This window comes from Mesorhizobium prunaredense (assembly GCF_900156895.1).
GTDB classification, from domain to species: Bacteria; Pseudomonadota; Alphaproteobacteria; order Rhizobiales; family Rhizobiaceae; genus Mesorhizobium; species Mesorhizobium prunaredense.
In genome coordinates this window covers 15530-34044 of record NZ_FTPD01000016.1, presented here as the reverse complement: position 1 = coordinate 34044, position 18515 = coordinate 15530, and the positions used below count along the sequence as shown (strand labels likewise).

21 protein-coding genes are annotated in these 18515 nt (G+C 61.1%); 19 read left to right on the top strand and 2 right to left on the bottom strand.

What is annotated here, in order from left to right:
* Positions 1–2: 2 nt before the first annotated feature.
* Positions 3–1058 carry a L,D-transpeptidase gene (locus BQ8794_RS37195; protein ID WP_342188135.1) on the bottom strand — a complete coding sequence of 352 codons (1056 nt, stop codon included), beginning with the start codon at positions 1056–1058 and terminating at the stop codon, positions 3–5.
* Between the two features lie 58 nt (positions 1059–1116).
* Between BQ8794_RS37195 and BQ8794_RS14195 the strand changes: the two genes are divergently transcribed.
* From BQ8794_RS14195 to BQ8794_RS14120, 16 genes are all read left to right on the top strand, one after another.
* Positions 1117–1593, top strand: coding sequence for a type III secretion protein (locus BQ8794_RS14195; protein WP_244554955.1), 477 nt, complete (start codon positions 1117–1119; stop codon positions 1591–1593).
* 20 nt (positions 1594–1613) lie between these two features.
* On the top strand, positions 1614–2261 hold the full coding sequence (locus tag BQ8794_RS14190; protein WP_077378520.1) for a hypothetical protein: 648 nt from the start codon (positions 1614–1616) through the stop codon (positions 2259–2261).
* Positions 2262–2270: 9 nt separating this feature from the next.
* Complete coding sequence (sctJ, locus tag BQ8794_RS14185; RefSeq protein ID WP_342188134.1) at positions 2271–3110, top strand: type III secretion system inner membrane ring lipoprotein SctJ; 840 nt, start codon at positions 2271–2273, stop codon at positions 3108–3110.
* Between the two features lie 47 nt (positions 3111–3157).
* Complete coding sequence (locus tag BQ8794_RS14180; protein WP_167378738.1) at positions 3158–3730, top strand: SctK family type III secretion system sorting platform protein; 573 nt, start codon at positions 3158–3160, stop codon at positions 3728–3730.
* 5 nt (positions 3731–3735) lie between these two features.
* On the top strand, positions 3736–4356 hold the full coding sequence (gene sctL / locus BQ8794_RS14175) for a type III secretion system stator protein SctL (protein ID WP_077378512.1): 621 nt from the start codon (positions 3736–3738) through the stop codon (positions 4354–4356).
* A complete protein-coding gene (locus tag BQ8794_RS14170) occupies positions 4353–5711 on the top strand; it encodes a FliI/YscN family ATPase (protein WP_077378509.1) in 1359 nt (452 codons plus the stop codon). Before sctL ends, BQ8794_RS14170 begins: the two co-directional genes overlap by 4 nt.
* A gap of 13 nt (positions 5712–5724) precedes the next feature.
* Positions 5725–6186 (top strand): hypothetical protein, encoded by a 462-nt coding sequence (locus BQ8794_RS14165; RefSeq protein WP_143744551.1) that lies wholly within the window; start codon positions 5725–5727, stop codon positions 6184–6186.
* Between the two features lie 202 nt (positions 6187–6388).
* Positions 6389–7306: a type III secretion system cytoplasmic ring protein SctQ gene (sctQ, locus tag BQ8794_RS14160; protein ID WP_167378737.1), complete on the top strand. Its 918-nt coding sequence runs from the start codon at positions 6389–6391 to the stop codon at positions 7304–7306.
* Entirely contained in the window at positions 7299–7952 is a 654-nt protein-coding gene (gene sctR / locus BQ8794_RS14155) for a type III secretion system export apparatus subunit SctR (RefSeq protein ID WP_023799504.1), read from the top strand. Before sctQ ends, sctR begins: the two co-directional genes overlap by 8 nt.
* Positions 7953–7970: 18 nt before the next feature.
* On the top strand, positions 7971–8240 hold the full coding sequence (locus tag BQ8794_RS14150) for an EscS/YscS/HrcS family type III secretion system export apparatus protein (protein ID WP_023799503.1): 270 nt from the start codon (positions 7971–7973) through the stop codon (positions 8238–8240).
* A gap of 9 nt (positions 8241–8249) precedes the next feature.
* On the top strand, positions 8250–9065 hold the full coding sequence (gene sctT, locus BQ8794_RS14145) for a type III secretion system export apparatus subunit SctT (RefSeq protein WP_077378500.1): 816 nt from the start codon (positions 8250–8252) through the stop codon (positions 9063–9065).
* A 165-nt stretch (positions 9066–9230) separates the two neighbouring features.
* The gene (locus BQ8794_RS14140) at positions 9231–10052 is read left to right on the top strand and encodes a D-glutamate cyclase family protein (RefSeq protein ID WP_077378497.1); all 822 of its coding nucleotides are present in this window, start codon (positions 9231–9233) and stop codon (positions 10050–10052) included.
* Positions 10053–10203: 151 nt separating this feature from the next.
* Complete coding sequence (gene eglC / locus BQ8794_RS14135) at positions 10204–11595, top strand: endo-1,3-1,4-beta-glycanase EglC (RefSeq protein WP_077378493.1); 1392 nt, start codon at positions 10204–10206, stop codon at positions 11593–11595.
* A gap of 91 nt (positions 11596–11686) precedes the next feature.
* On the top strand, positions 11687–13441 hold the full coding sequence (locus tag BQ8794_RS14130) for a type I secretion system permease/ATPase (RefSeq protein WP_077378490.1): 1755 nt from the start codon (positions 11687–11689) through the stop codon (positions 13439–13441).
* Entirely contained in the window at positions 13441–14751 is a 1311-nt protein-coding gene (locus BQ8794_RS14125) for an HlyD family type I secretion periplasmic adaptor subunit (protein ID WP_077378487.1), read from the top strand. The genes BQ8794_RS14130 and BQ8794_RS14125 overlap by 1 nt, the downstream gene beginning before the upstream one ends.
* A gap of 91 nt (positions 14752–14842) precedes the next feature.
* Positions 14843–15151, top strand: coding sequence for a hypothetical protein (locus BQ8794_RS14120; RefSeq protein WP_174654447.1), 309 nt, complete (start codon positions 14843–14845; stop codon positions 15149–15151).
* A 415-nt stretch (positions 15152–15566) separates the two neighbouring features.
* On the opposite strand, the gene BQ8794_RS14115 is transcribed toward BQ8794_RS14120, so the two are convergent.
* Positions 15567–15794 carry a DUF982 domain-containing protein gene (locus BQ8794_RS14115; protein ID WP_077378485.1) on the bottom strand — a complete coding sequence of 76 codons (228 nt, stop codon included), beginning with the start codon at positions 15792–15794 and terminating at the stop codon, positions 15567–15569.
* Between the two features lie 106 nt (positions 15795–15900).
* On the opposite strand from BQ8794_RS14115, the gene BQ8794_RS14110 reads away from it, so the two are divergent.
* The 3 genes from BQ8794_RS14110 to BQ8794_RS14095 all read left to right on the top strand — a co-directional run bounded on the left by BQ8794_RS14110 (position 15901) and on the right by BQ8794_RS14095 (position 18394).
* Positions 15901–16425, top strand: coding sequence for a metallophosphoesterase family protein (locus BQ8794_RS14110; protein ID WP_077378482.1), 525 nt, complete (start codon positions 15901–15903; stop codon positions 16423–16425).
* A gap of 520 nt (positions 16426–16945) precedes the next feature.
* A complete protein-coding gene (locus BQ8794_RS14100; protein WP_077378479.1) occupies positions 16946–18100 on the top strand; it encodes a DUF3182 family protein in 1155 nt (384 codons plus the stop codon).
* Between the two features lie 72 nt (positions 18101–18172).
* Entirely contained in the window at positions 18173–18394 is a 222-nt protein-coding gene (locus tag BQ8794_RS14095; protein ID WP_077378475.1) for a hypothetical protein, read from the top strand.
* Positions 18395–18515 lie beyond the last annotated feature (121 nt).

The window sequence follows — 18515 nt, the reverse complement described above, 5'->3', positions numbered from 1 at the left end:
CATCAATGCCGCACAATGATCTGGCTGCCGATCTTCACGCGGTCATAAAGATCGATGACATCGTCATTGGTCATGCGAATGCAACCGGAGGAGTTGGCCTGTCCGACGGTCCATGGCTGGTTGGTGCCGTGGACGCGATAAAGCGTGTTGCCGATATACAATGCGCGCGCGCCCAATGGATTGTTCGGTCCTCCCTCCACATGGGCCGGCAGGAAGCGGCCATTTGACGCTTCCCTGGATCGCATTTCGGCCGGCGGCCGCCAATCCGGCCAGGTCTTCTTGCTCGAAATCGTGTCGCGGCCGGACCACTCCAAGCCCTCCTTTCCAACCCCCACCGCGTATCGCAGCGCCCTGCCGTTGCCCAAAATGTAGTAAAGCCGCCGCTCCGTGGTGCTGATCACGATCGACCCCTTCGGTTGAGCCGCGCTGAACTGCACGATCTCCCTCGGGATTGCCGACCACTCGGGTCGGATCTCCCCGTCCGAAGTCTGGTCGGGAGCGGACGGCGAGACCAGCACATTTCTTGCCGGATCGTAAGTCCAGCTTCGTGGGTCATAACCGCTATTCGATTGGGCCTGCGCCGGCGCCATGGCGGCAATCGATAGGACAGTGATCAGAAATGCACGCAATCTCTGGTTAAGGCGCGGGGTGACCCGGACTTTGCGTCCCGCAACCTTGACGGGAACAGGCAGGTTCGCAAGCAGGATCATGATTGCCGCCAAGACCGATCTCTTCTGCATCCAGGCGTCCAACTGGCGATCACCTGATTCCAGCGCGCACCATATCGCTTTGCAGGCGGTTCGCAACATTTGGCACCAAATGCTCGTGCGCAATCCAATTGGACTTCCAATTCTGCAATGTGCACGATAGAGTGAATCGGCGGGTAAACCATGAAACCAGCGACGCGGGCCATCGCTCGTGCGTCCCTTTGCGATAGGACCAATGTTGACGGGACGCGACACCTGCCATGCGGATCGGTTCTTGCGAGCCAGGGCTGCTTTTGTCGCCTGCGGTCTTGCGATGATCCTGGCGTTCGGCCTTGCCTCGTCGCGGGCCAACGCTGCCGAACCGCGCTGGCCTGCCGGCCCGTACAAATACATCACCGTCGATCAGTCGGTGGCCGACGCGCTGGTCGAGCTAGGCCGCAACATGCGGGTGCCCATGCGTGTCAGCAAACTCGTAAAGGGGCGTTTAAGCGCCGGCATGCCGGTTGGAACGGCCCGCGAGTTCCTGCAAGAGATCTGCAATCGATACGGATTGGTCTGGCATTTCGATGGCATCGTCATGAACGTCGCGACCGAAGCTGAGGTCCGGACGGAAATGATCGCGCTTGATGCCAACACGGCTGCCGGTGCGGAAGATCGGCTTTCGCGGTTGGGGGTCATCGACCCGAAGTTTCCGATAAAGGTGTCCAGGCAAGACGATGTCGTCTCAGTATCGGGGCCGCCGTCCTATGTTGAACTTGTCAGGAAAACACTGGGAGTTCCTGCGGCGCCGAGCACGAAGCAGGATGTTGGCAAAGTTGTTCCGGTCCGCGTTTTCCGCGGCAGGCAGGCGGAGGCGCAGAATGTTCCCTCCGGCAAACCGAACTAAGCAAGCAGGAGGGCAGGTTCATGCAAATCGCGCCGATTGGAGCCCTGGAAGCCACACTGGCAAACTTGACCACCAGCATAGCTTCGCAGCAGCAGATCACCGCCGGCACAGCAGCGCAGCCGGGTAACCGGATGGTGGGTGCCAATCAGGAAAAACCTGATGCCGCCAAGATTGCCATGCCTGAACGCGGTGACGTCGCCGCGCGGGCAGGCCAGCAGGTGGCGCAGGCGTCTTCGGGAGCCAATCCGGCAATGGCCGGACAATCCTCCAAACTGGAAAAGACCGAGCCGATCGCCGAACACAAGCTCTTCGACTATCTGGCCGAGGTGGAGAAGGCTGGGGGCGGGGCGCTCACGGATCCGTCTGCATTGTTCGGTTCTGCGGTTCAGTCGCTGGAAGGGACCATGCAGCAGGTCCAGAGGGCCCTTGGCCAGGCAGACGCCCCTGTGAATGCTGAAACCGCCACCATGCAGGATGGCGCCGGGCAGACCGCCCCGTCAGGCAAGCCCCCGTCAAGCAAGGAAGACGAAAACGCCACTGCAAAAAATGCCGAGCAACTGCTCGAACGATCCATTTCGGTGATGTGGGCAGCCGCCAATCTCGAAGTTGTCACGAGCAGCGTAACGGCCGTTACGTCGTCCACCAGCACGCTGATCAAGCAACAGTAAGTCCACGGAGTGTTCGTGCACACGATATCCTTGCCGCGGCGGTCAACACTATTGAATCGATGCGGCGTCCGGTGCCGCGTCGCGCTCGTCGTGGTGAGCATGCTTGTGCTCCAGGCGTGCTCGGTTGAGCTGTATTCCGACCTCAACCAGCGGCAGGCCAACGAGATCGTAGCCACGCTGATGCGTCATGGCATCCCGGCCCAACGCGAGGCGGGCAAGGACGGCAAAATGACGGTTTCAGTACAGAAGGACCGTTTCGCCGAAGCCATGGCGATTCTCGACGAAAGCGGGTTGCCCAAACAGGAATTCCAGACGCTTGGCGACGTGTTCAAGCGAGACGGGCTTGTATCCTCGCCGGTCGAAGAGCGTGCGACGATGATCTATGGCCTGAGCCAAGAGCTGTCGCAGACGATTTCGGACATCGACGGCGTGCTCTCCGCGCGCGTTCATCTCGTCCTGCCCGAAAACGATCCGCTGAGACAGCGGCTGGTCCCATCGTCCGCCTCCGTATTCATCCGGCATCGCGCATCCGTTCCGATGAATGAGCTGATCCCTCAGGTCAAGATGCTGGTGGCCAAAGGCATCGCCGGGCTGACTTATGACAACGTATCCGTCACGCTCATTCCGGTGACTGCGGCAGTTCCCGAGCACGCAGCCGGCGAGCCAGGTTTCACAAAGTTCCTCGGCCTCTGGCTGCATCCCGACAGCGTCGCCGCCGCGATGTGGCTGTTTTACGGCATGACGGCGGCTATATCAGCGCTGGCTGCCCGCTTGGCTTACCTCCAGTGGTATCGACGACCCGGCGTTTATGCGCTCGACGCTTCGGCAATGCCGGTGAAGAAGACATGATCCAGGCCGGCTCGAAGCAAACTGCCAGCCCGGAATGGCAGACATTCATGTCCAATCCCGCATTCTATGCGGATGCGGCCCGGCTGGCGCAGTGTTTTGACGGCACGATCGGCGAGGCTGCATGCGAGCGTATGTTGCGGTCGCCGCGCCTGCATCAGCGATTGTCAGTGCTTCTGCTCGACCGGTACGGCCTCAGCGGCGCCGTCTCCAACGAACCAGCCGATGAGATAGACTTGGCGATTGCTTTGTCGTCGGCTGAGGAGTTGGAGGAACTTGCGCTTCGCGCCGGCGCGATCTACTGGGCCGGCAGTCTGGCCGCCGTCATTGATGGGCGCCAAGCCGCCGCGCTACAGGCAGCACTCGGCGCGGAAATCTGCGCTTTCGCAGTCGCCAACCGCGATCTGGCCGGTCCAATACAGCCGTTGGAGCCCCTGGAAGACATTGATCGTCGTGTCCATGCCGACGGCCTGCGTTGCCTTGGCGCCTGGTGTCAGGCGATGCCGGGCGAAACGAGCATGCGGGTCCGTCTCAAGCTGATGCCGCATGAGCTTGTGGACCAGCCGACCGCCGAACCATTTGCCAAAGCTGGTCCGGCGATTGTTCGACGGGCGATGGGTTAGGCGAGATGGTCGAACCGGGCAAAGCGACCACTACCGTGCCGAGGCGCCCCGTCGCCCGCATCCTGCGCGCTGCCGAGGCACGCGCCTGGCAGGATGGGCACGCTTTTCTCGACGAAGCCAAGCGTGATGCGCAGCAGTTGCGTGACGCCGCGCGGCGAGCCTATGCGGCCGAATATGCGCAGGGTTATGAAGATGGCAAGGCGCAAGGCGACGCGGACGCCGCGCGTTTGGTCAGCGAGACCGCGGTCAAGGTCGACCGCTATCTCGGTGGGCTGGAAGCCGAAATCGTCAATCTGGCTCTCGATGTCGTCAGGCGCGTGCTGGGAGAATTCGACGCCAGCATGCTGGTCGCCAAGGCGGCCGCGCAGGCCGTCACTGAAATTCGCCGCGTCAAATATCTGAAGGTCCGACTTCATCCTGCTTCCGTCAGCAGGGTTCGCGACGAACTGAACGCGGTCCTGCGCGAGAGTGACCTGGGCATGACGGTCGAGATCGACGCGGACGATACGCTGGCGACGGGCGCCTGCATCCTCGTAACCGACATTGCCGTCATCGACGCCAGCATCGAGGCACAGCTCGACGCCATTGCCGCCGCGATTTCATCAAAGGCCGAGGCGGCGGCATGACAAGTCCCGCCACCAAGCTCGAGAGCCGCCTCGCATCGATCGTCCCGAACCTGCGTTCCGGCCTGCGTGACGATGCCAGCCGACCCAGGAAAGGGCGTGTACGGCGGGTCACCGGCACGGTCATTCACGCGACGGTGGAGGAGGTTCGGATCGGCGAGATTTGCGAACTCCTCGATCCCAGGACCGGCACGGCGACCAAGGCGGAAGTCGTTGGGCTCATGGACGAGATGGCGATCCTTGTTCCGCTTGGCGATCTCACCGGCCTTTCAAGCCTCACCGAGGTCATCGCGACCGGAAAGACCCAAACGGTGCCCGTCGGGCCCGGCCTGCTTGGTCGGGTGATCAGCGCGTTCGGCGAGCCATTGGATGGCAAGCCGCTTGCGTCGGTTGGCATTGCCGGCAGCTATCCGGTCAACGCCTATCCGCCGTCGCCGCTGGAGCGCAGCTTGATTTCCGAGCCTATCCAGCTCGGAATCCGCGCCCTCGATGGGCTTCTCACCTGCGCGCGTGGGCAGCGCGTCGGCATCTTCGGCGAGCCTGGCGTCGGCAAGTCGATCCTGCTTTCGGATATCGTTAGCGGCACCGATGCAGATGTTGCCGTGGTTGCGCTTGTCGGAGAACGCGGACGTGAAGTGCGCGAATTCATCGAGCATCAGCTTGGGCCGGAAGGGCTGGTGCGCGCAGTCATCGTCGTCGCGACGTCCGACCGGCCGGCGATCGAGCGCGTCAAGGCCGCTTATGTGGCGACCAGCATTGCCGAATATTTTCGCGACCAGGGCAAGCATGTGCTGCTGGCAATGGACAACATCACGCGGTTTGCCCGTGCGCAGCGCGAGATTGGCCTCGCTTCAGGCGAGCCGCCGACGCGTCGCGGGTTTCCGTCTTCGCTTTTTGCTGTCCTGCCCAGGTTGCTCGAGCGCTCAGGGCTTGGCCGCGTCGGCTCCATTACGAGCCTCTACAGCGTTCTTCTGGAGGGCGATGGCACGCTGGATCCGGTTGCCGAAGAAATCCAGGCGCTTCTCGACGGCCATGTTTTTCTGTCGAACGAGCTTGCGCAGCGCAATCATTTCCCGGCTATCGACGTGCTGCGCAGCCGCAGTCGCCTCATGGACACGGTGGTGCCGGCCGAGCATCGGTCGGACGCCGGCCGCTTGCGGGAGCTGATCGCCCGCTACGCCGACGTCGAATTGCTGCTGCGCGTCGGCGAATATGAAAAGGGCAGCGATGCGGTGGCGGACGAGGCGGTGGCGAAGATCGACGCCATCAACGCCTTCCTGCGACAGCCGTCCGCCACCCACGAGACAATCGAGCAGACACGCGAACGCATGCGGGGGATCGTCAATGAAGGATCGTGACATGATCGCACGATTGCGCGACCTCAGGCGCCACGGTGAACAGCGCGCAAACGAAGCGGTCATCAGCCGATACGCCGCTGCGCAGCGGGCCGCCGGGGCGGTTCGGGAGGCAGCCGCCGCGGTCAGCGAACACCTGCAGCACACAGCCGACGCTGAGGATGCAGCATTCGCTTCGCTTGTTGGACAGCCGGTGAAGGCCGCCAGCCTTCATCGGCTTCAGGGACAGTTCGAGCGCGCCGCCAGGCAAACCGAAAAACTCCGGGAAAACGAGAAGATGGTCGGCCTCACCGAGCAGCGAAGCAAAGCCGAGTTATCGGCAGCCCGCAGCGATCATCGCGCCAGCATGAAGGCCGTGACGAAGCTGGACGGGCTGTTGCAGCATCTGACCAGACGCACTGCGCGTCGCAGCCTGGCGCTTGCCGAGCTTTCAGAGGAAGACGAGCGCAGTCCACTGCGCTTGCCCACAGAACGATAGTCCAATCCGTGATCGTGAATATGGAAGTGTGATGCCTCAGGCCTTGGCGTCGGCAAAAAAGAAAGCGCGCGCAGAACCGGTCAGACGCTCGAGCGTTGGCGAGCCGCTGACATTGGAATCTGTTGCGGCTGCGCAGGTTGAGGCATTGAACGCCTTCTACCGCCGCCGTGCTCCCGCGCAGATCACCATTGCTGGGAAAACCATGGCTATCGCGGCCGTGTGGCCGGCGCCGAACCGTCAGGACCAGCCGTTGTGCACGATTGCGTTCACTCTCGCAGACACAGCGGGCAAATTGCGCCTGCCGCTATCTGTTGTCGAACAAGGCCTTGCCAGGGCTGACGAGCTCATCGACGTGAAACGACTGGCACCCGCTCACGCCGCACTGCTGCTGGAGTCCGAATTCGAAAAAGATCTCGAATGGATCGAGAGCAAGCTGGGCGAGACGGTCACTATTTCGTCGGTCGAACAAGAAGGCAGCGTTCTGGACGAAACCGCTTTGGCTTTCGTCCTGACCGGCAACGACGAAACCATAGGTTGCGCCTTGCGCACCGACAGCGTCGATCTGGCCGTGCGGGCCGGGGCGTTTCTCGACGCGATCGGCAAAGCGAGCCCCCCGCTCCCTGCCGAATTCCCGTTGCCCGTCTGCCTTTGGCGCCACGCGCTTACAGTCAGTCACGGTGATCTTAAAAGCCTGCAACCTGGCGATGTGGTGCTTTTCGATGACGAAGAGGAAGAGGCGGCATTGGTCATTGCCGAGCGGCTTTATGCCCCGGCGGTGCTGACTGCCAGCGGGCCGCAACTGCTTGCCGCGCCGACGGCAATCGCTGGATCGAAATGGGAGTGGACCATGAACCAAGACACGCCGCCGCACGCCGACCAGGCACTGGAAGAGGCAACTCTGGACGAGCTGCCGGTTGCGCTTGCCTTCGAGCTTGGCCGCACGGCGATGCCGCTCGGCGAAGTAAGGCAGCTTGCGCCCGGCGCCATCGTTCCGCTCGCCAATGTGACGAAGGAGACGGTCGACATCATCGCCAATGGCAAACGCGTCGGCCGTGGCGAGATCGTGCGGATTGGGGAGAGCCTGGGCGTGCGGATCGCCCGCATGTTCGACAATGCTTGACAATTCGCCCAACCTGCTTGGGATCCTGATTGCCGTCGGCTTTGTCGGTCTGCTGCCGCTGGCAGTCGTCACCATGACCGGATTCCTGAAAATCTCGGTCGTGCTGTTCCTCATCCGCAATGCGCTCGGCGTCCAGCAGATGCCGCCCAATCTGGTGCTCTACGGCATAGCGCTCGTGCTCACGGTCTATGTCACGACGCCGTTGCTGAGCGAGATGTCGGGACGGCTCCAGGAAGGGCAGGTTCAGTTCCAGACTACCGACGACCTCGCAAGGGCGACGCAACTGGTGAGGGAACCATTGCAGCAGCACCTGATCAAGTTCACCCAGCCGGAAGAGCGGCAGTTCTTTCTCGACGGAACGAACCGCCTGTGGCCGGAACAGGCACGACAAGATCTGAAGGACGACGATCTTTCGATACTCGTTCCTGCCTTTGTCGCGTCCGAGCTTACGCGGGCGTTTGAAATCGGCTTTCTGCTTTATCTTCCCTTCCTCATCATCGACATCGTCGTTGCCAACATCCTGATGACGCTCGGCATGATCATGGTTTCGCCGGTCCTCATTTCGGTCCCGCTGAAACTGTTCCTTTTCGTCGCCATAGATGGCTGGTCGCGGCTGATGCACGGCCTGATCCTGAGTTACGTCTGACGCCGCTGGGAGGTTTGCATGAGCAATGACTTCATCCTGGCGAAGGTCCAAGGCGCGCTCCTGACGGTGCTGTTCGCGTCAGGCCCGGCGATCGTCGCGGCGCTGGCCGTCGGCATCCTGGTCGGGCTGGCCCAGGCGCTGACGCAAATTCAGGACCAGTCGCTGCCGCAGACGATCAAGCTTGTGGTGATCCTGCTGGTCATCATCGTCTTCGGCCCGCTGCTTGGCCAGCAGATTGCCGAGCAGGCCTCGACGGCGCTGGACGAATTCCCCGTCGTCACGCGTTGAGGCGCACGGATGCCGGTCGAACCCTTCTTCGCGTCGGTCAAGGAGCTGCAGTTGTTTCTTCTGGCGGGAGCTTTCGCGCTCGCCCGCATGACCGGGTTCATGCTGCTGATGCCGCTCTTTTCGCGTGTGCCGCTGTCGGGCCTTCTGCGCAACGGCGTTGCCCTGGCGCTGGCGGTTCCGGTCTTTCCGATGATCGTCGACAAGCTGACGAACACCGACGTCGCGACGACGATGATCGTCGCCTATATGCTCAAGGAGGTCGTCGTCGGGGTAACGCTCGGGCTGGCGATGGGCATTCCGTTCTGGGCGGCCGAGGCTGCCGGCGATATCCTGGACCTGCAGCGCGGCTCGACGATGGGGACGCTGATCGATCCGATGATGACCCATGAGACGAGCGCCACCGGCACCTTGCTCGCCGTCATCATGGTCACGGTCTACCTGGCCGCCGGCGGCCTCGAGCTTTCCTTGACCAGCCTCTACGACAGCTATGGCCTGTGGCCGATCGACCAACTTCTGCCGGTGTTCAGCAAGGATGCAGCCGGCATCTTCCTCGATCTCTTGAACCGCATTCTGATGATGGCATTGACCCTGGTTTTCCCGCTCATCATCAGCATGCTGCTGTCCGACCTTGTGTTGGCCTTTTTGGCGCGCGCCTCACCGCACCTGAATGTTTTTGCGCTTTCGCTGATCGTGAAGACGCTGGTGTTTAGCCTCGTCTTTGTCCTCTATTCTGCTTTCCTGCTCTTCTACATGGAGCGCGACCTTGGCTTCCTGCACGAGGCAGGCCGACAGATAGAAGCGATCGGCTGCCGCAGCTGTCAATGACATAGGGAAGGTTTTGCGCAAGCGTCGGTCGCAAGATGAAGCAATCGTTGGCCGGCCAATAAATACAATTTATCGTTGAGGAAAGATTCTGACGATTTGACAAGCTGCCGAGCCGCCAACGATCTTACGCCCTCCCGACTTGTCTCTGAAACGCGCTCGGAAGCAATGGCTCGCCTGACCACTTCACCGATCTTCGAGGACCTGCGACTGGTCGATGCGGATAGGCTGCGCAGGCTTGTCAGAATGGGCGCCTATGAGGGGCATACAGGGGGGCTGGCGCACGGCAAGCTCCAGGCCAATGTCGTGATTGTGCCCCGCAGCTTTGCCAGCGATTTCCACCAGTTCTGCATCCGCAACCCGAAACCCTGTCCATTGGTCGGCGTCAATCGCGCCGGCAGCCCATTGATCCCAGCGCTGGGCGACATCGACATCCGCACCGATGCCCCCCAGTACAACATCTATCATTTCGGCGAGCTGAGCCGTCGGAGGACGGACATCATCGACCTGTGGCAGGATGATTTTGCCGCTTTCGCGCTTGGCAGTTCGCTGACCGTCGAAGCCGCACTTGCCGAAAAGAAACTCCGCCGCATCGGCTGCGGCAAGGCCTCACCCAAGTACCGAACCAGGATCAAGACTTGTCGCGTCGGACCGTTTGGTGGCGAAATGGTCGTCTCGATGCGTCCGATAAGCCGTCGGGATGTCGACAGGGTTCGCGGCCTCACCGCTCGTTTCCCGCATGCCCACGGCTCTCCAATCCATGTCGGAGATCCCACGGTCATCGGAATAGCCGACCTGATGGCTCCCGACTGGGGCGATGCGGTTAAAATCATGGACGGCGAGGTCCCCGTATTCTGGGCCAGCAGCATCACCGCGCAGGATGCACTTGCTCGTGCCGAACTCGCGACCTCGATCACGGTATCGCCGGGGCACATGCTGATCACCGATGTCGATGCACGAGCCGATGCCGGCGCGTTCAAGGTCTACTAGCAGTTGATCTGGCTTCGGGCTGGCAAATAGTCCCACGACGTGTTAAGCTTTTGCTAACTCTCCTAAGTCGAAAACCAAGACGTGCTGGCTCCTTTTGCCCTTGATAGATGTTAGGGCTGCTATCCAGCTAGACAAAGGAGAAAACACCGCGATGGCCACGGTTCTGAACGCCAAGGGCGTTCCACTTCCCTACAGCGGGTCCTCCGTGAAGTGGTACTCGGCGACGAGTTCCAGCTCAACACTTTATGGCAGCACATACAACGACTCGATGTATGGGGACGGCAACGTCACCGTCACAATGCGTGGCGGTAAGGGCGATGACATCTATTATCTGTATTCCTCGAAAAACAAAGCGGTCGAGCTGTCCGGCGAGGGGGTGGACACCATCTCGACATGGATGAGCTACAAGCTCCCAGCCAATTTCGAGAACCTGACAGTCACCGGCGACAAACGCTATGCTTTCGGAAACGAGCTGAACAACATCGTTAGCGGCGGCTCCGGCCAACAGACGCTCGACGGCTTAAAGGGCGATGACGTGCTCAAGGGCGGATCCGGAGCGGACATTTTCGTCGTCAACCCCGGCAACGGCAGTGATCTGATCCTGGACCTTGGCGCGACGGATACGGTTCGCGTCGGCAGCTACGGCTTCACCTCCTTCGAGGAGGTGCGCGCCAACATGGTCCAGTCGGGAGCCAACGTCCGACTTAATCTGTCCGATAGCGAGTTTCTCGTCTTCGCCAACAAGACCATCGGCGATTTCACCGCAAGCCAGTTCAAGCTGGCCGTGGACAGGTCGGCTCTGGAACTCACGTTTTCGGACGAGTTCGACACGCTGGACCTGTGGAACGGCTCGAGCGGCACCTGGGATTCGAACTACTGGTGGGGGGCCGCGAACGGCAGCACGCTCACAACCACAAACGATCTTCAATGGTACATCGATACCGACTACGCCCCGACACAGTCCGTCAATCCGTTCAGCATTGAGGACGGTGTTCTCACGATTACCGCCGCCCGGGCTCCTGAGGCGATCCGGCCCTATATAAATAATTACCAATACACGTCAGGTTTGCTGACGACCTACGAATCCTTCGCGCAGACCTACGGCTATTTTGAGATTCGGGCCGATATGCCCGAAAAACAAGGAGCATGGCCGGCCTTCTGGCTTCTCCCGGAGGACGGCTCCTGGCCACCGGAACTGGACGTCATCGAGATGTTCGGTCAGGATCCAAACAAGCTCATTCTGACAGGCCACTCGAACGCGACGGGAACTCATACAACAGTGGGCTCGACGGCCTATACCGCGGATACCGGAGGGTTCCACACATACGGCGTGCTTTGGACTGAAGACGAACTCGTCTGGTATTTCGACGACGTCGAAGTCGCTCGTGCCGCAACGCCTGCCGACATGCATGACCCGATGTATATGCTGGTGAATATGGGGATCGGTGGCCAAGCGGGAGCGCCCGCCGACGGGCTCGCGACGCCTGCGGAAATGCAGATCGACTACATCCATGCCTATGCGTTGCAAGATTGGATTATCTAACATTTGACAGATGGGCTCGGCACCGACACGTTAGTCATCAGGCCTGATTTCGGGCGCGGTCATTGCTGCCTGAGACCGAACTGGAACTGATGTGAAGCCGACGTCGCATCCCATTCCACCTGAACCGCCGCGGACGACACTCGCGGCGGTTCTGGCCGCGTTTCGGCGAGCGTTGGCGGGAATTGCATTGATGAGCGGCGTCGTCAATGTTCTGGCGCTGACCGGCTCGTTCTTCATGCTGCAGGTCTACGATCGCGTCATACCCGGCCGCAGCGTGCCGACGCTCGTCGGGCTTGCCGTGTTTGCCGGCACGCTTTTCGTCTTTCAGGGCGTTCTCGAACTCATCCGGTCGCGTTTGCTGGTGCGCATCGGCATGGCGCTGGACGCGCGCTTGAGCGGACAGGTCTATGCCGCCCTCATGCGTTTGCCGCTGCGCACCAAGCTCGCAGGCGACGGCCTTCAATCCTTGCGTGATCTTGACCAGGTGCGTTCGTTCATGTCGAGCGCCGGTCCGACTGCGCTTTTCGACCTGCCATGGATGCCGCTCTACCTGGCAATCTGCTTCCTGTTCCATTTCTGGATCGGCGTGACGGCGCTGGCCGGCGTGGTCATTCTCTTCAGCCTGGCATTGCTTGCCGAAATTCGCACGAGAGAGCCCGCCAGAAAGGCAAACAGTCAAGCGGCAGCGCGCAATACACTTGCCGAAGCGACGCGCCGCAATGTCGAGGTTCTGCAGGCCATGGGCTTTGGCTCGCGCATTGCCGAGCGCTGGTCCAGCGTCAACGCCGATTATCTAAACACCAACGCAACGGCCAGCGACCTTGCCGGGACGCTCGCAACGATCGCGAAGATCCTGCGCATGATGCTGCAATCGGGCATATTGGCGATCGGCGCGTATCTGGTCATCCATCAGGAGGCGACCGGCGGCATCATGATCGCCAGTTCGATCATGATGAGCCGGGCGCTCGCACCGATCGAACTGGCTATCGCCCACTGGAAGGGCTTCGTCACCGCCCGCCAGGCCTGGACCCGGCTGACCCAGCTTTTGGTCCTGCTTCCCGAAACTGCGACAAGTGTCTCGCTGCCTGCGCCGAGATCTGCTCTTTCGGTCGAAAGTATCAGTGTCACACCGCCAGGCGAGCGCCGTGTGGTCGTGCAGGACGCCAGCTTCGCACTGGAAAAGGGCGTCGGCCTCGGCATCGTCGGGCCGAGCGCTTCGGGAAAATCATCGCTGGTTCGGGCAATTGCCGGCATATGGCTCCCAATCCGCGGCACCGTCAGGCTGGATGGCGCAACGCTCGACCAGTGGTCGCCGGAAGAGCTGGGCAGCCATGTCGGCTATCTGCCGCAGGATGTCCAACTGTTCGACGGCACCATTGCCGAGAATATCGCGCGCTTCGAACCGCAAGCGCCATCGGACAAGATACTGGCGGCTGCGCGCGCGGCCGGCGTTCATGATCTCGTCATCCACCTGCCGGAAGGCTACGAGACGCGCATCGGCGAGGCCGGATCGGCGCTTTCGGCTGGCCAGAGACAGCGGGTGGCGCTTGCCCGGGCTCTCTACGGAGACCCGTTTCTGGTTATTCTCGACGAGCCTAACTCCAACCTCGATGCGGAAGGCGAGGCCGCGTTGACGGTGGCGATCCAGGGTGTTCGCGCGCGAGGCGGTATTGCCATCGTGGTCGCACACCGGCCGAGCGCGCTGGCAAGCCTGGATCAGGTTCTTGTGATGGCGAACGGCCGGATCCAGGCCTTTGGCCCGAAGAACGAGATCTTGAACAAGATCACCCGCCCAGCAGGCGTTCCCTTGAAGGTCGTTTCCGGGCTTGAAGAGTCGGCATCCTGATGGCGGAACGCACGATATTCGCAGCCGATCGCACCATTCGACGCTATCTGCTTGGCGGTGTCGCAACCTGCATCCTGCTGGTCGGCGGGGCGGGGAGCTTGGCCGCCGTCACCGAACTTTCCGGAGCTGTTATTGCTTCTGGAAAGCTGGTCGTCGATTCCAGCGTCAAGAAAGTGCAGCATCCCACCGGTGGCGTGGTCGGTCAAATCCTCGTTCGAGAAGGCGATGCGGTAAAGGCGGGCCAGGTTTTGATCCGCCTGGATGAGACCATCACCCGGGCCAATCTGGCGATCGTCACCAAGAGCCTGGACGAATTCGAGGCGCGCCTGGCTCGCCTTGAGGCCGAACGCGACGGCAAAGCAAGCATCAGCTTTCCAACTTCGCTTGTGTCACGCCAGGATGCCCCCGAGATTGGTCGGGCGATGGCCGGCGAGCAATCTCTGTTCGAATTTCGCCGACAGGCGCGCTCCGGTCAGAAGGCTCAGTTGGCAGAGCGCATTGCGCAGCTTGCCGAAGAAGTTTCCGGCTTGACCGAGCAAAGAGATGCCAAGAGCCAGGAAATCAAGTTGATCGGCTTTGAGCTCGAAGGCATGCGTAGCCTGTGGCAACGCAAGCTGGTTTCCATCGATCGCATCACTGCGCTTGAACGCGATGCGGTGCGGCTAAAAGGCGAGCACGGGCAACTGACTGCGGCCATAGCGCAATCGAAGGGTCGTACCTCCGAAATCCGTTTGCAGATCATCCAGATCGATCAGGATTTGCGCAGCGAGGTGGCGACCGAACTGCGTGACGTCCAGGCAAAGATCTCTGAATCCGTCGAACGCAAGGTCTCGGCCGAAGATCAGCTCAAGCGGATCGATATACGCAGTCCGCAGACCGGTGTCGTTCATCAGCTTGGTGTGCACACGGTCGGTGGCGTTATTTCTCCGGGCGAGCTCATCATGCTGATTGTCCCGGTGACAGACGACCTGACCGTCGAGGCGCGCGTGGCACCCCAAGACATCGATCAATTGACGCCAGGGCAAAGCGCGACCCTGCGGTTGTCGGCATTCAATCAGCAAACGACGCCGGAACTGAACGGTGCCGTCAGCAAGATTTCCGCCGATCTCAATGTCGATGAGAAAACAGGCACCGGCTTTTACACCGTGCATGTTGTTTTACCGCGCACAGAGCTTAGCCGGCTCAAGGGCGTGGCCCTGGCGCCAGGCATGCCTGTCGAGGTGTTCTTTTCGACCGGCAACCGCACCATGCTGTCCTATCTCGTGAAACCTTTGGCGGATCAGATCCAGCGAGCTTTCAGGGAGCAGTAGGCTCTCTCGGCGAGCCGACGAGCTGAATTCCGGAACAAGGGCGCGATTTTGCCGTGTCGCCTGAAACTGGAAGCGGTCCCACATGTCCGAGTTGACGAATGAAGAGATCGCGGGGCGGCTCAATGCCCAGCGAGAGACTCTGGCGCTGGTCGTCGCGCTGCTTGCCGGCCTCGATGCGGCTTCCAAGCGAATATGGGCCGAGCTGGAGACCCGTTTTCAATTCCAGAACAATCAGGAAGACCCCGGCGCCCTGCCAAGCAGCGCGTTCGCCATTGAGAGCGCGATGATGCGGGAGTTCAAGCTGATCTTCGAGGAAACGCGGGCACGCAAGGCGGAATGGAACACAGGCAAGCCGTCCACAAGCGGCGCCAGTTCCTCTGCACAGGGGATGGCTCTTTGACTGACGGTGGCTGCCATCATCTCTGACGCTGGCCACAGGCCACCATGCCTTCGTCATCCAGGGCAGAGCAAGGAGCGAAGCGACGCGGCGCAGACCCTGGGGTCCATCCCGTGACATCGGCCGAAGAATGCAGCGGCCCAGGATAAATGCTGATCTGTAGTGATCCTTCGCGCCCCCCTCTGTCCTGCCGGACATCTCCCCCACTTGGGGGGAGATCGGCCGTGATTGCGGCTTTCGCCAATGTCCAACATTGGTGAACAGGCGCCGTCAGCGAAGCTGCCGATCTCCCCCCAAGTGGGGGAGATGTCCGGCAGGACAGAGGGGGGCGCCTCGCTCCGCCATCAATGGATCCCAGGGTCTGCGCCGCGTCGCTTCGCTCCTTGCTCGCCCTGGGACGAAGGGTGGTGTCGAGCAATTAGATTTGCTCGCCGAGCAGGATCCTCGCGTCCTTGGCCGCGACGATGAACGCCTGGCGCGCGACCCTTGGCGGCTTTTCCCCGCGGATAACAGCAAGGCAGGCTGCGATTGCAGCCAGTCGCGTCTTGGACGCTGGCGTCGGCCAGTCTCTCAGCAGCACATCAGCCGCATCGGAGACAGACAAAACAACCCTGTCACGATCGATCCGACCGGGTTGAACGACAATTGGCTTTCTGAAATGTTAGCCGCGGCTGATCTTGTTCGCCACCTCAAATGTCAATTGCAGCTGGAAGGCGAGGTTCGGACAACGTCCGCAAAGGCTGTGAACCACCATGATCTATTTCACGGCCGACACACATTTCAGCGATCCCCGCATTCTGCGCATCGATCGCCGCCCGTTCGGCTCGCTGGCCGAACACGATCGAGCGCTGATTTCGCTCTGGAACGAAACCGTCAGCCCGGATGACGAGATCTGGCATCTCGGCGACTTTGCCAAGGGATCGGCCGAATTCGTTGCATCGCTGCTGTCGTCTCTTCATGGCGAGAAGCACCTGATTATCGGCAACAACGATGGCACTGCGACCATAGCGGCTGCGGGTTGGGCCAGCACACAGCATTATAAGGAACTGACGGTAGACGGCAGGTTGCTCATCCTTTGCCACTATCCTTTCCGCACCTGGAATCAGATCGGCAAGAAATCGATCAATCTGCATGGCCATTCCCACGGCAGGCTGAGCCCGGTTACGCGCCAGTACGACGCAGGCGTCGACAGCTGGGATTTTCGCCCGGTCACCCTTTCCGCCATCCTTGCAAGCCGACGCCGGCGAACGGTCAGCCGCGAAATTCAACGCAGGTGATCAAAAACCCGGGTCATCCGGCTGTTGCCGCTCCGTCCAGTGGCAAATCGCAATCTTTATGATTGGCCGAAACACCCCTCCACTTCGTCATCCCAGGGCGGAGCAAGGAGCGAAGCGACGCGGCGCAGACACTGGGATCCACGCCATTACCTCAGCCGAAGAATGCAGCGGCTCAGAATAAAAGCGCTCCGTAGCGATCCTTCGCGCCCCCCTGTCCTGCCGGACATCTCCCCCACGAGGGGGGAGATCGGCTGTCGCGACCACTTTCGCCAATCCTCAACGTTGCAGAAAAGGCGCTGCAGGCGAAGCTGCCGATCTCCCCCCAAGTGGGGGAGATGTCCGGCAGGACAGAGGGGGGCGCCGACAGAGATCGTTCCGAAAAAGGGCGCTGCAGACGGCGAGCCTGCCAAGCCGGGCTGAACGTTTCTGCCATCTGCTGCGTTCTCCCGGGGCAGGGCGCGTAGGGACCCGCAACATCGGCGCCCAATAGCCATAACGAGGAAGCATCGGAACGAGCGAGATGACCGAGCACAGAGGCACTCAGCCGAGCCAGCCAAAAGGCACCGTGGTCGCATTCTCCGCGCCGGGCTGCGAGCCTCTCTACGCTCACGAGCGGGAAGCCATAGCTGCCGTCGCCCGCACGATTGCCACGCTCAAGGGGTTTGCCTTCCGGCAGGGTCTAGGCAACGGCAGCGGCAATGGCGGGGGCTTGTACTTCGTGCCGGACGAGAGTTTGCTTGCCAGCGATGCGGCGCGGCTGGGTATCGACGGGCCGCAAGACCTCTTCGGCGGCGTGGTGCCTTGGCGCTTCGCAACCACCAAGGCGATAACCCACGAACTGGTCGACGACTTGGCCGAGCGACCGAAAGAATGGTCAACCGGCTTCGGCAGAACTGTCGCCGCCGCAGTATTGCCTGGCTACACCGTGTTTTCGCGGCACGATGCGCTGCGAGCAGCGCGACGCCTGCTGAGGCTCGGGCTGGCCCGACTTAAGCCACCGCTTGCCTCGCGAGGCCAGGACCAGCACATCGTTCGCACGGTCGCTGACGTCGAGAGACTGCTCGAGCAATACCGCTCCCCCGACTTTGACGAGTGCGGTCTGGTGCTCGAAGCCGACCTTCGTGACGTCGTCACGTTGAGTGTTGGCAGAACCGAGATCGACGAAATCATGGTCGCCTACTACGGCACTCAAGCGACGACGACCGATAATGCGGGACAATCCGTTTATGGCGGATCGGATCTCATTGTAGTGCGCGGCGGATGGGAAGCTCTCGAAGACCTTCAGCTTCCCCGCGCACTGGCTTTGGCAATTGCGCAGGCGAGGGCCTATGACGCGGCGATGGCTGAGTATCCTGGATTTTTCGCCTCGCGGCGCAACTACGATATCGGCCAGGGTGTCGATTCGTCGGGCATCTGGCGATCCGGTGTGCTCGAGGCCAGCTGGCGCATTGGCGGCAGCAGCACTGCCGAGCTTGCGGCAATAAAAATTATGAAGCAGGACCCGGACATCCAACTGGTGCGTGCGTCCGCAGTCAAGACGTTCGGCAAGACCAGCCGGTTACCTGACAACGCGGACGTGCACTTTCAAGGAGAAGACCCCGATGAGGGTCCGATCACGCGCTATACCGTCGTCACCCATGCGGCCCGGAAGCCGCCAAAGAAAGCGGCAGATTAAATCCCAAAACGCTTAGGCCAGGGAACATCCGTGGGTAGAACGCGTTCAAAAACGGTACCCAGGGGAGCGGCCATGCCAACCATCTACAAGAAGCGACAGGATTCGGAGGGTCGGTGGGAAGTCTATGACGACGAGAGCGAGGAAGCCGTGATAGTCGACGGTTTGCCGCTTTCCGGCCTGGATGAAATCGAAGCCGACGAAGCCATTCGAAAACTCAAGCGAGGTGAGGTGACTTCCGACAACATTCCGCCGACGGCTCAGTCTGGCTGGCCTCCGACCAAAGACGGAATGTGAATCCGTCGGCAAATCGCAAACTTTGGGATTAGCCGAAACACCAGCAGCGGCTCAGGATAAATGCTGATCTGTAGTGATCCTTCGCGCCCCCCTCTGTCCTGCCGGACATCTCCCCCACTTG

Excerpts from the sequence above, each read along its gene's own strand:
- BQ8794_RS14190 (WP_077378520.1), top strand. The coding sequence starts at position 1,614 with ATGCAAATCGCGCCGATTGGAGCCCTGGAAGCCACACTGGCAAACTTG.
- BQ8794_RS14180 (WP_167378738.1), top strand. The coding sequence starts at position 3,158 with ATGTCCAATCCCGCATTCTATGCGGATGCGGCCCGGCTGGCGCAGTGT.
- sctL (WP_077378512.1), top strand. The coding sequence starts at position 3,736 with ATGGTCGAACCGGGCAAAGCGACCACTACCGTGCCGAGGCGCCCCGTC.
- BQ8794_RS14170 (WP_077378509.1), top strand. The coding sequence starts at position 4,353 with ATGACAAGTCCCGCCACCAAGCTCGAGAGCCGCCTCGCATCGATCGTC.
- sctQ (WP_167378737.1), top strand. The coding sequence starts at position 6,389 with ATGGCTATCGCGGCCGTGTGGCCGGCGCCGAACCGTCAGGACCAGCCG.
- sctR (WP_023799504.1), top strand. The coding sequence starts at position 7,299 with ATGCTTGACAATTCGCCCAACCTGCTTGGGATCCTGATTGCCGTCGGC.
- BQ8794_RS14150 (WP_023799503.1), top strand. The coding sequence starts at position 7,971 with ATGAGCAATGACTTCATCCTGGCGAAGGTCCAAGGCGCGCTCCTGACG.
- sctT (WP_077378500.1), top strand. The coding sequence starts at position 8,250 with ATGCCGGTCGAACCCTTCTTCGCGTCGGTCAAGGAGCTGCAGTTGTTT.
- BQ8794_RS14140 (WP_077378497.1), top strand. The coding sequence starts at position 9,231 with ATGGCTCGCCTGACCACTTCACCGATCTTCGAGGACCTGCGACTGGTC.
- eglC (WP_077378493.1), top strand. The coding sequence starts at position 10,204 with ATGGCCACGGTTCTGAACGCCAAGGGCGTTCCACTTCCCTACAGCGGG.
- BQ8794_RS14125 (WP_077378487.1), top strand. The coding sequence starts at position 13,441 with ATGGCGGAACGCACGATATTCGCAGCCGATCGCACCATTCGACGCTAT.
- BQ8794_RS14110 (WP_077378482.1), top strand. The coding sequence starts at position 15,901 with ATGATCTATTTCACGGCCGACACACATTTCAGCGATCCCCGCATTCTG.
- BQ8794_RS14100 (WP_077378479.1), top strand. The coding sequence starts at position 16,946 with ATGACCGAGCACAGAGGCACTCAGCCGAGCCAGCCAAAAGGCACCGTG.
- BQ8794_RS14095 (WP_077378475.1), top strand. The coding sequence starts at position 18,173 with ATGCCAACCATCTACAAGAAGCGACAGGATTCGGAGGGTCGGTGGGAA.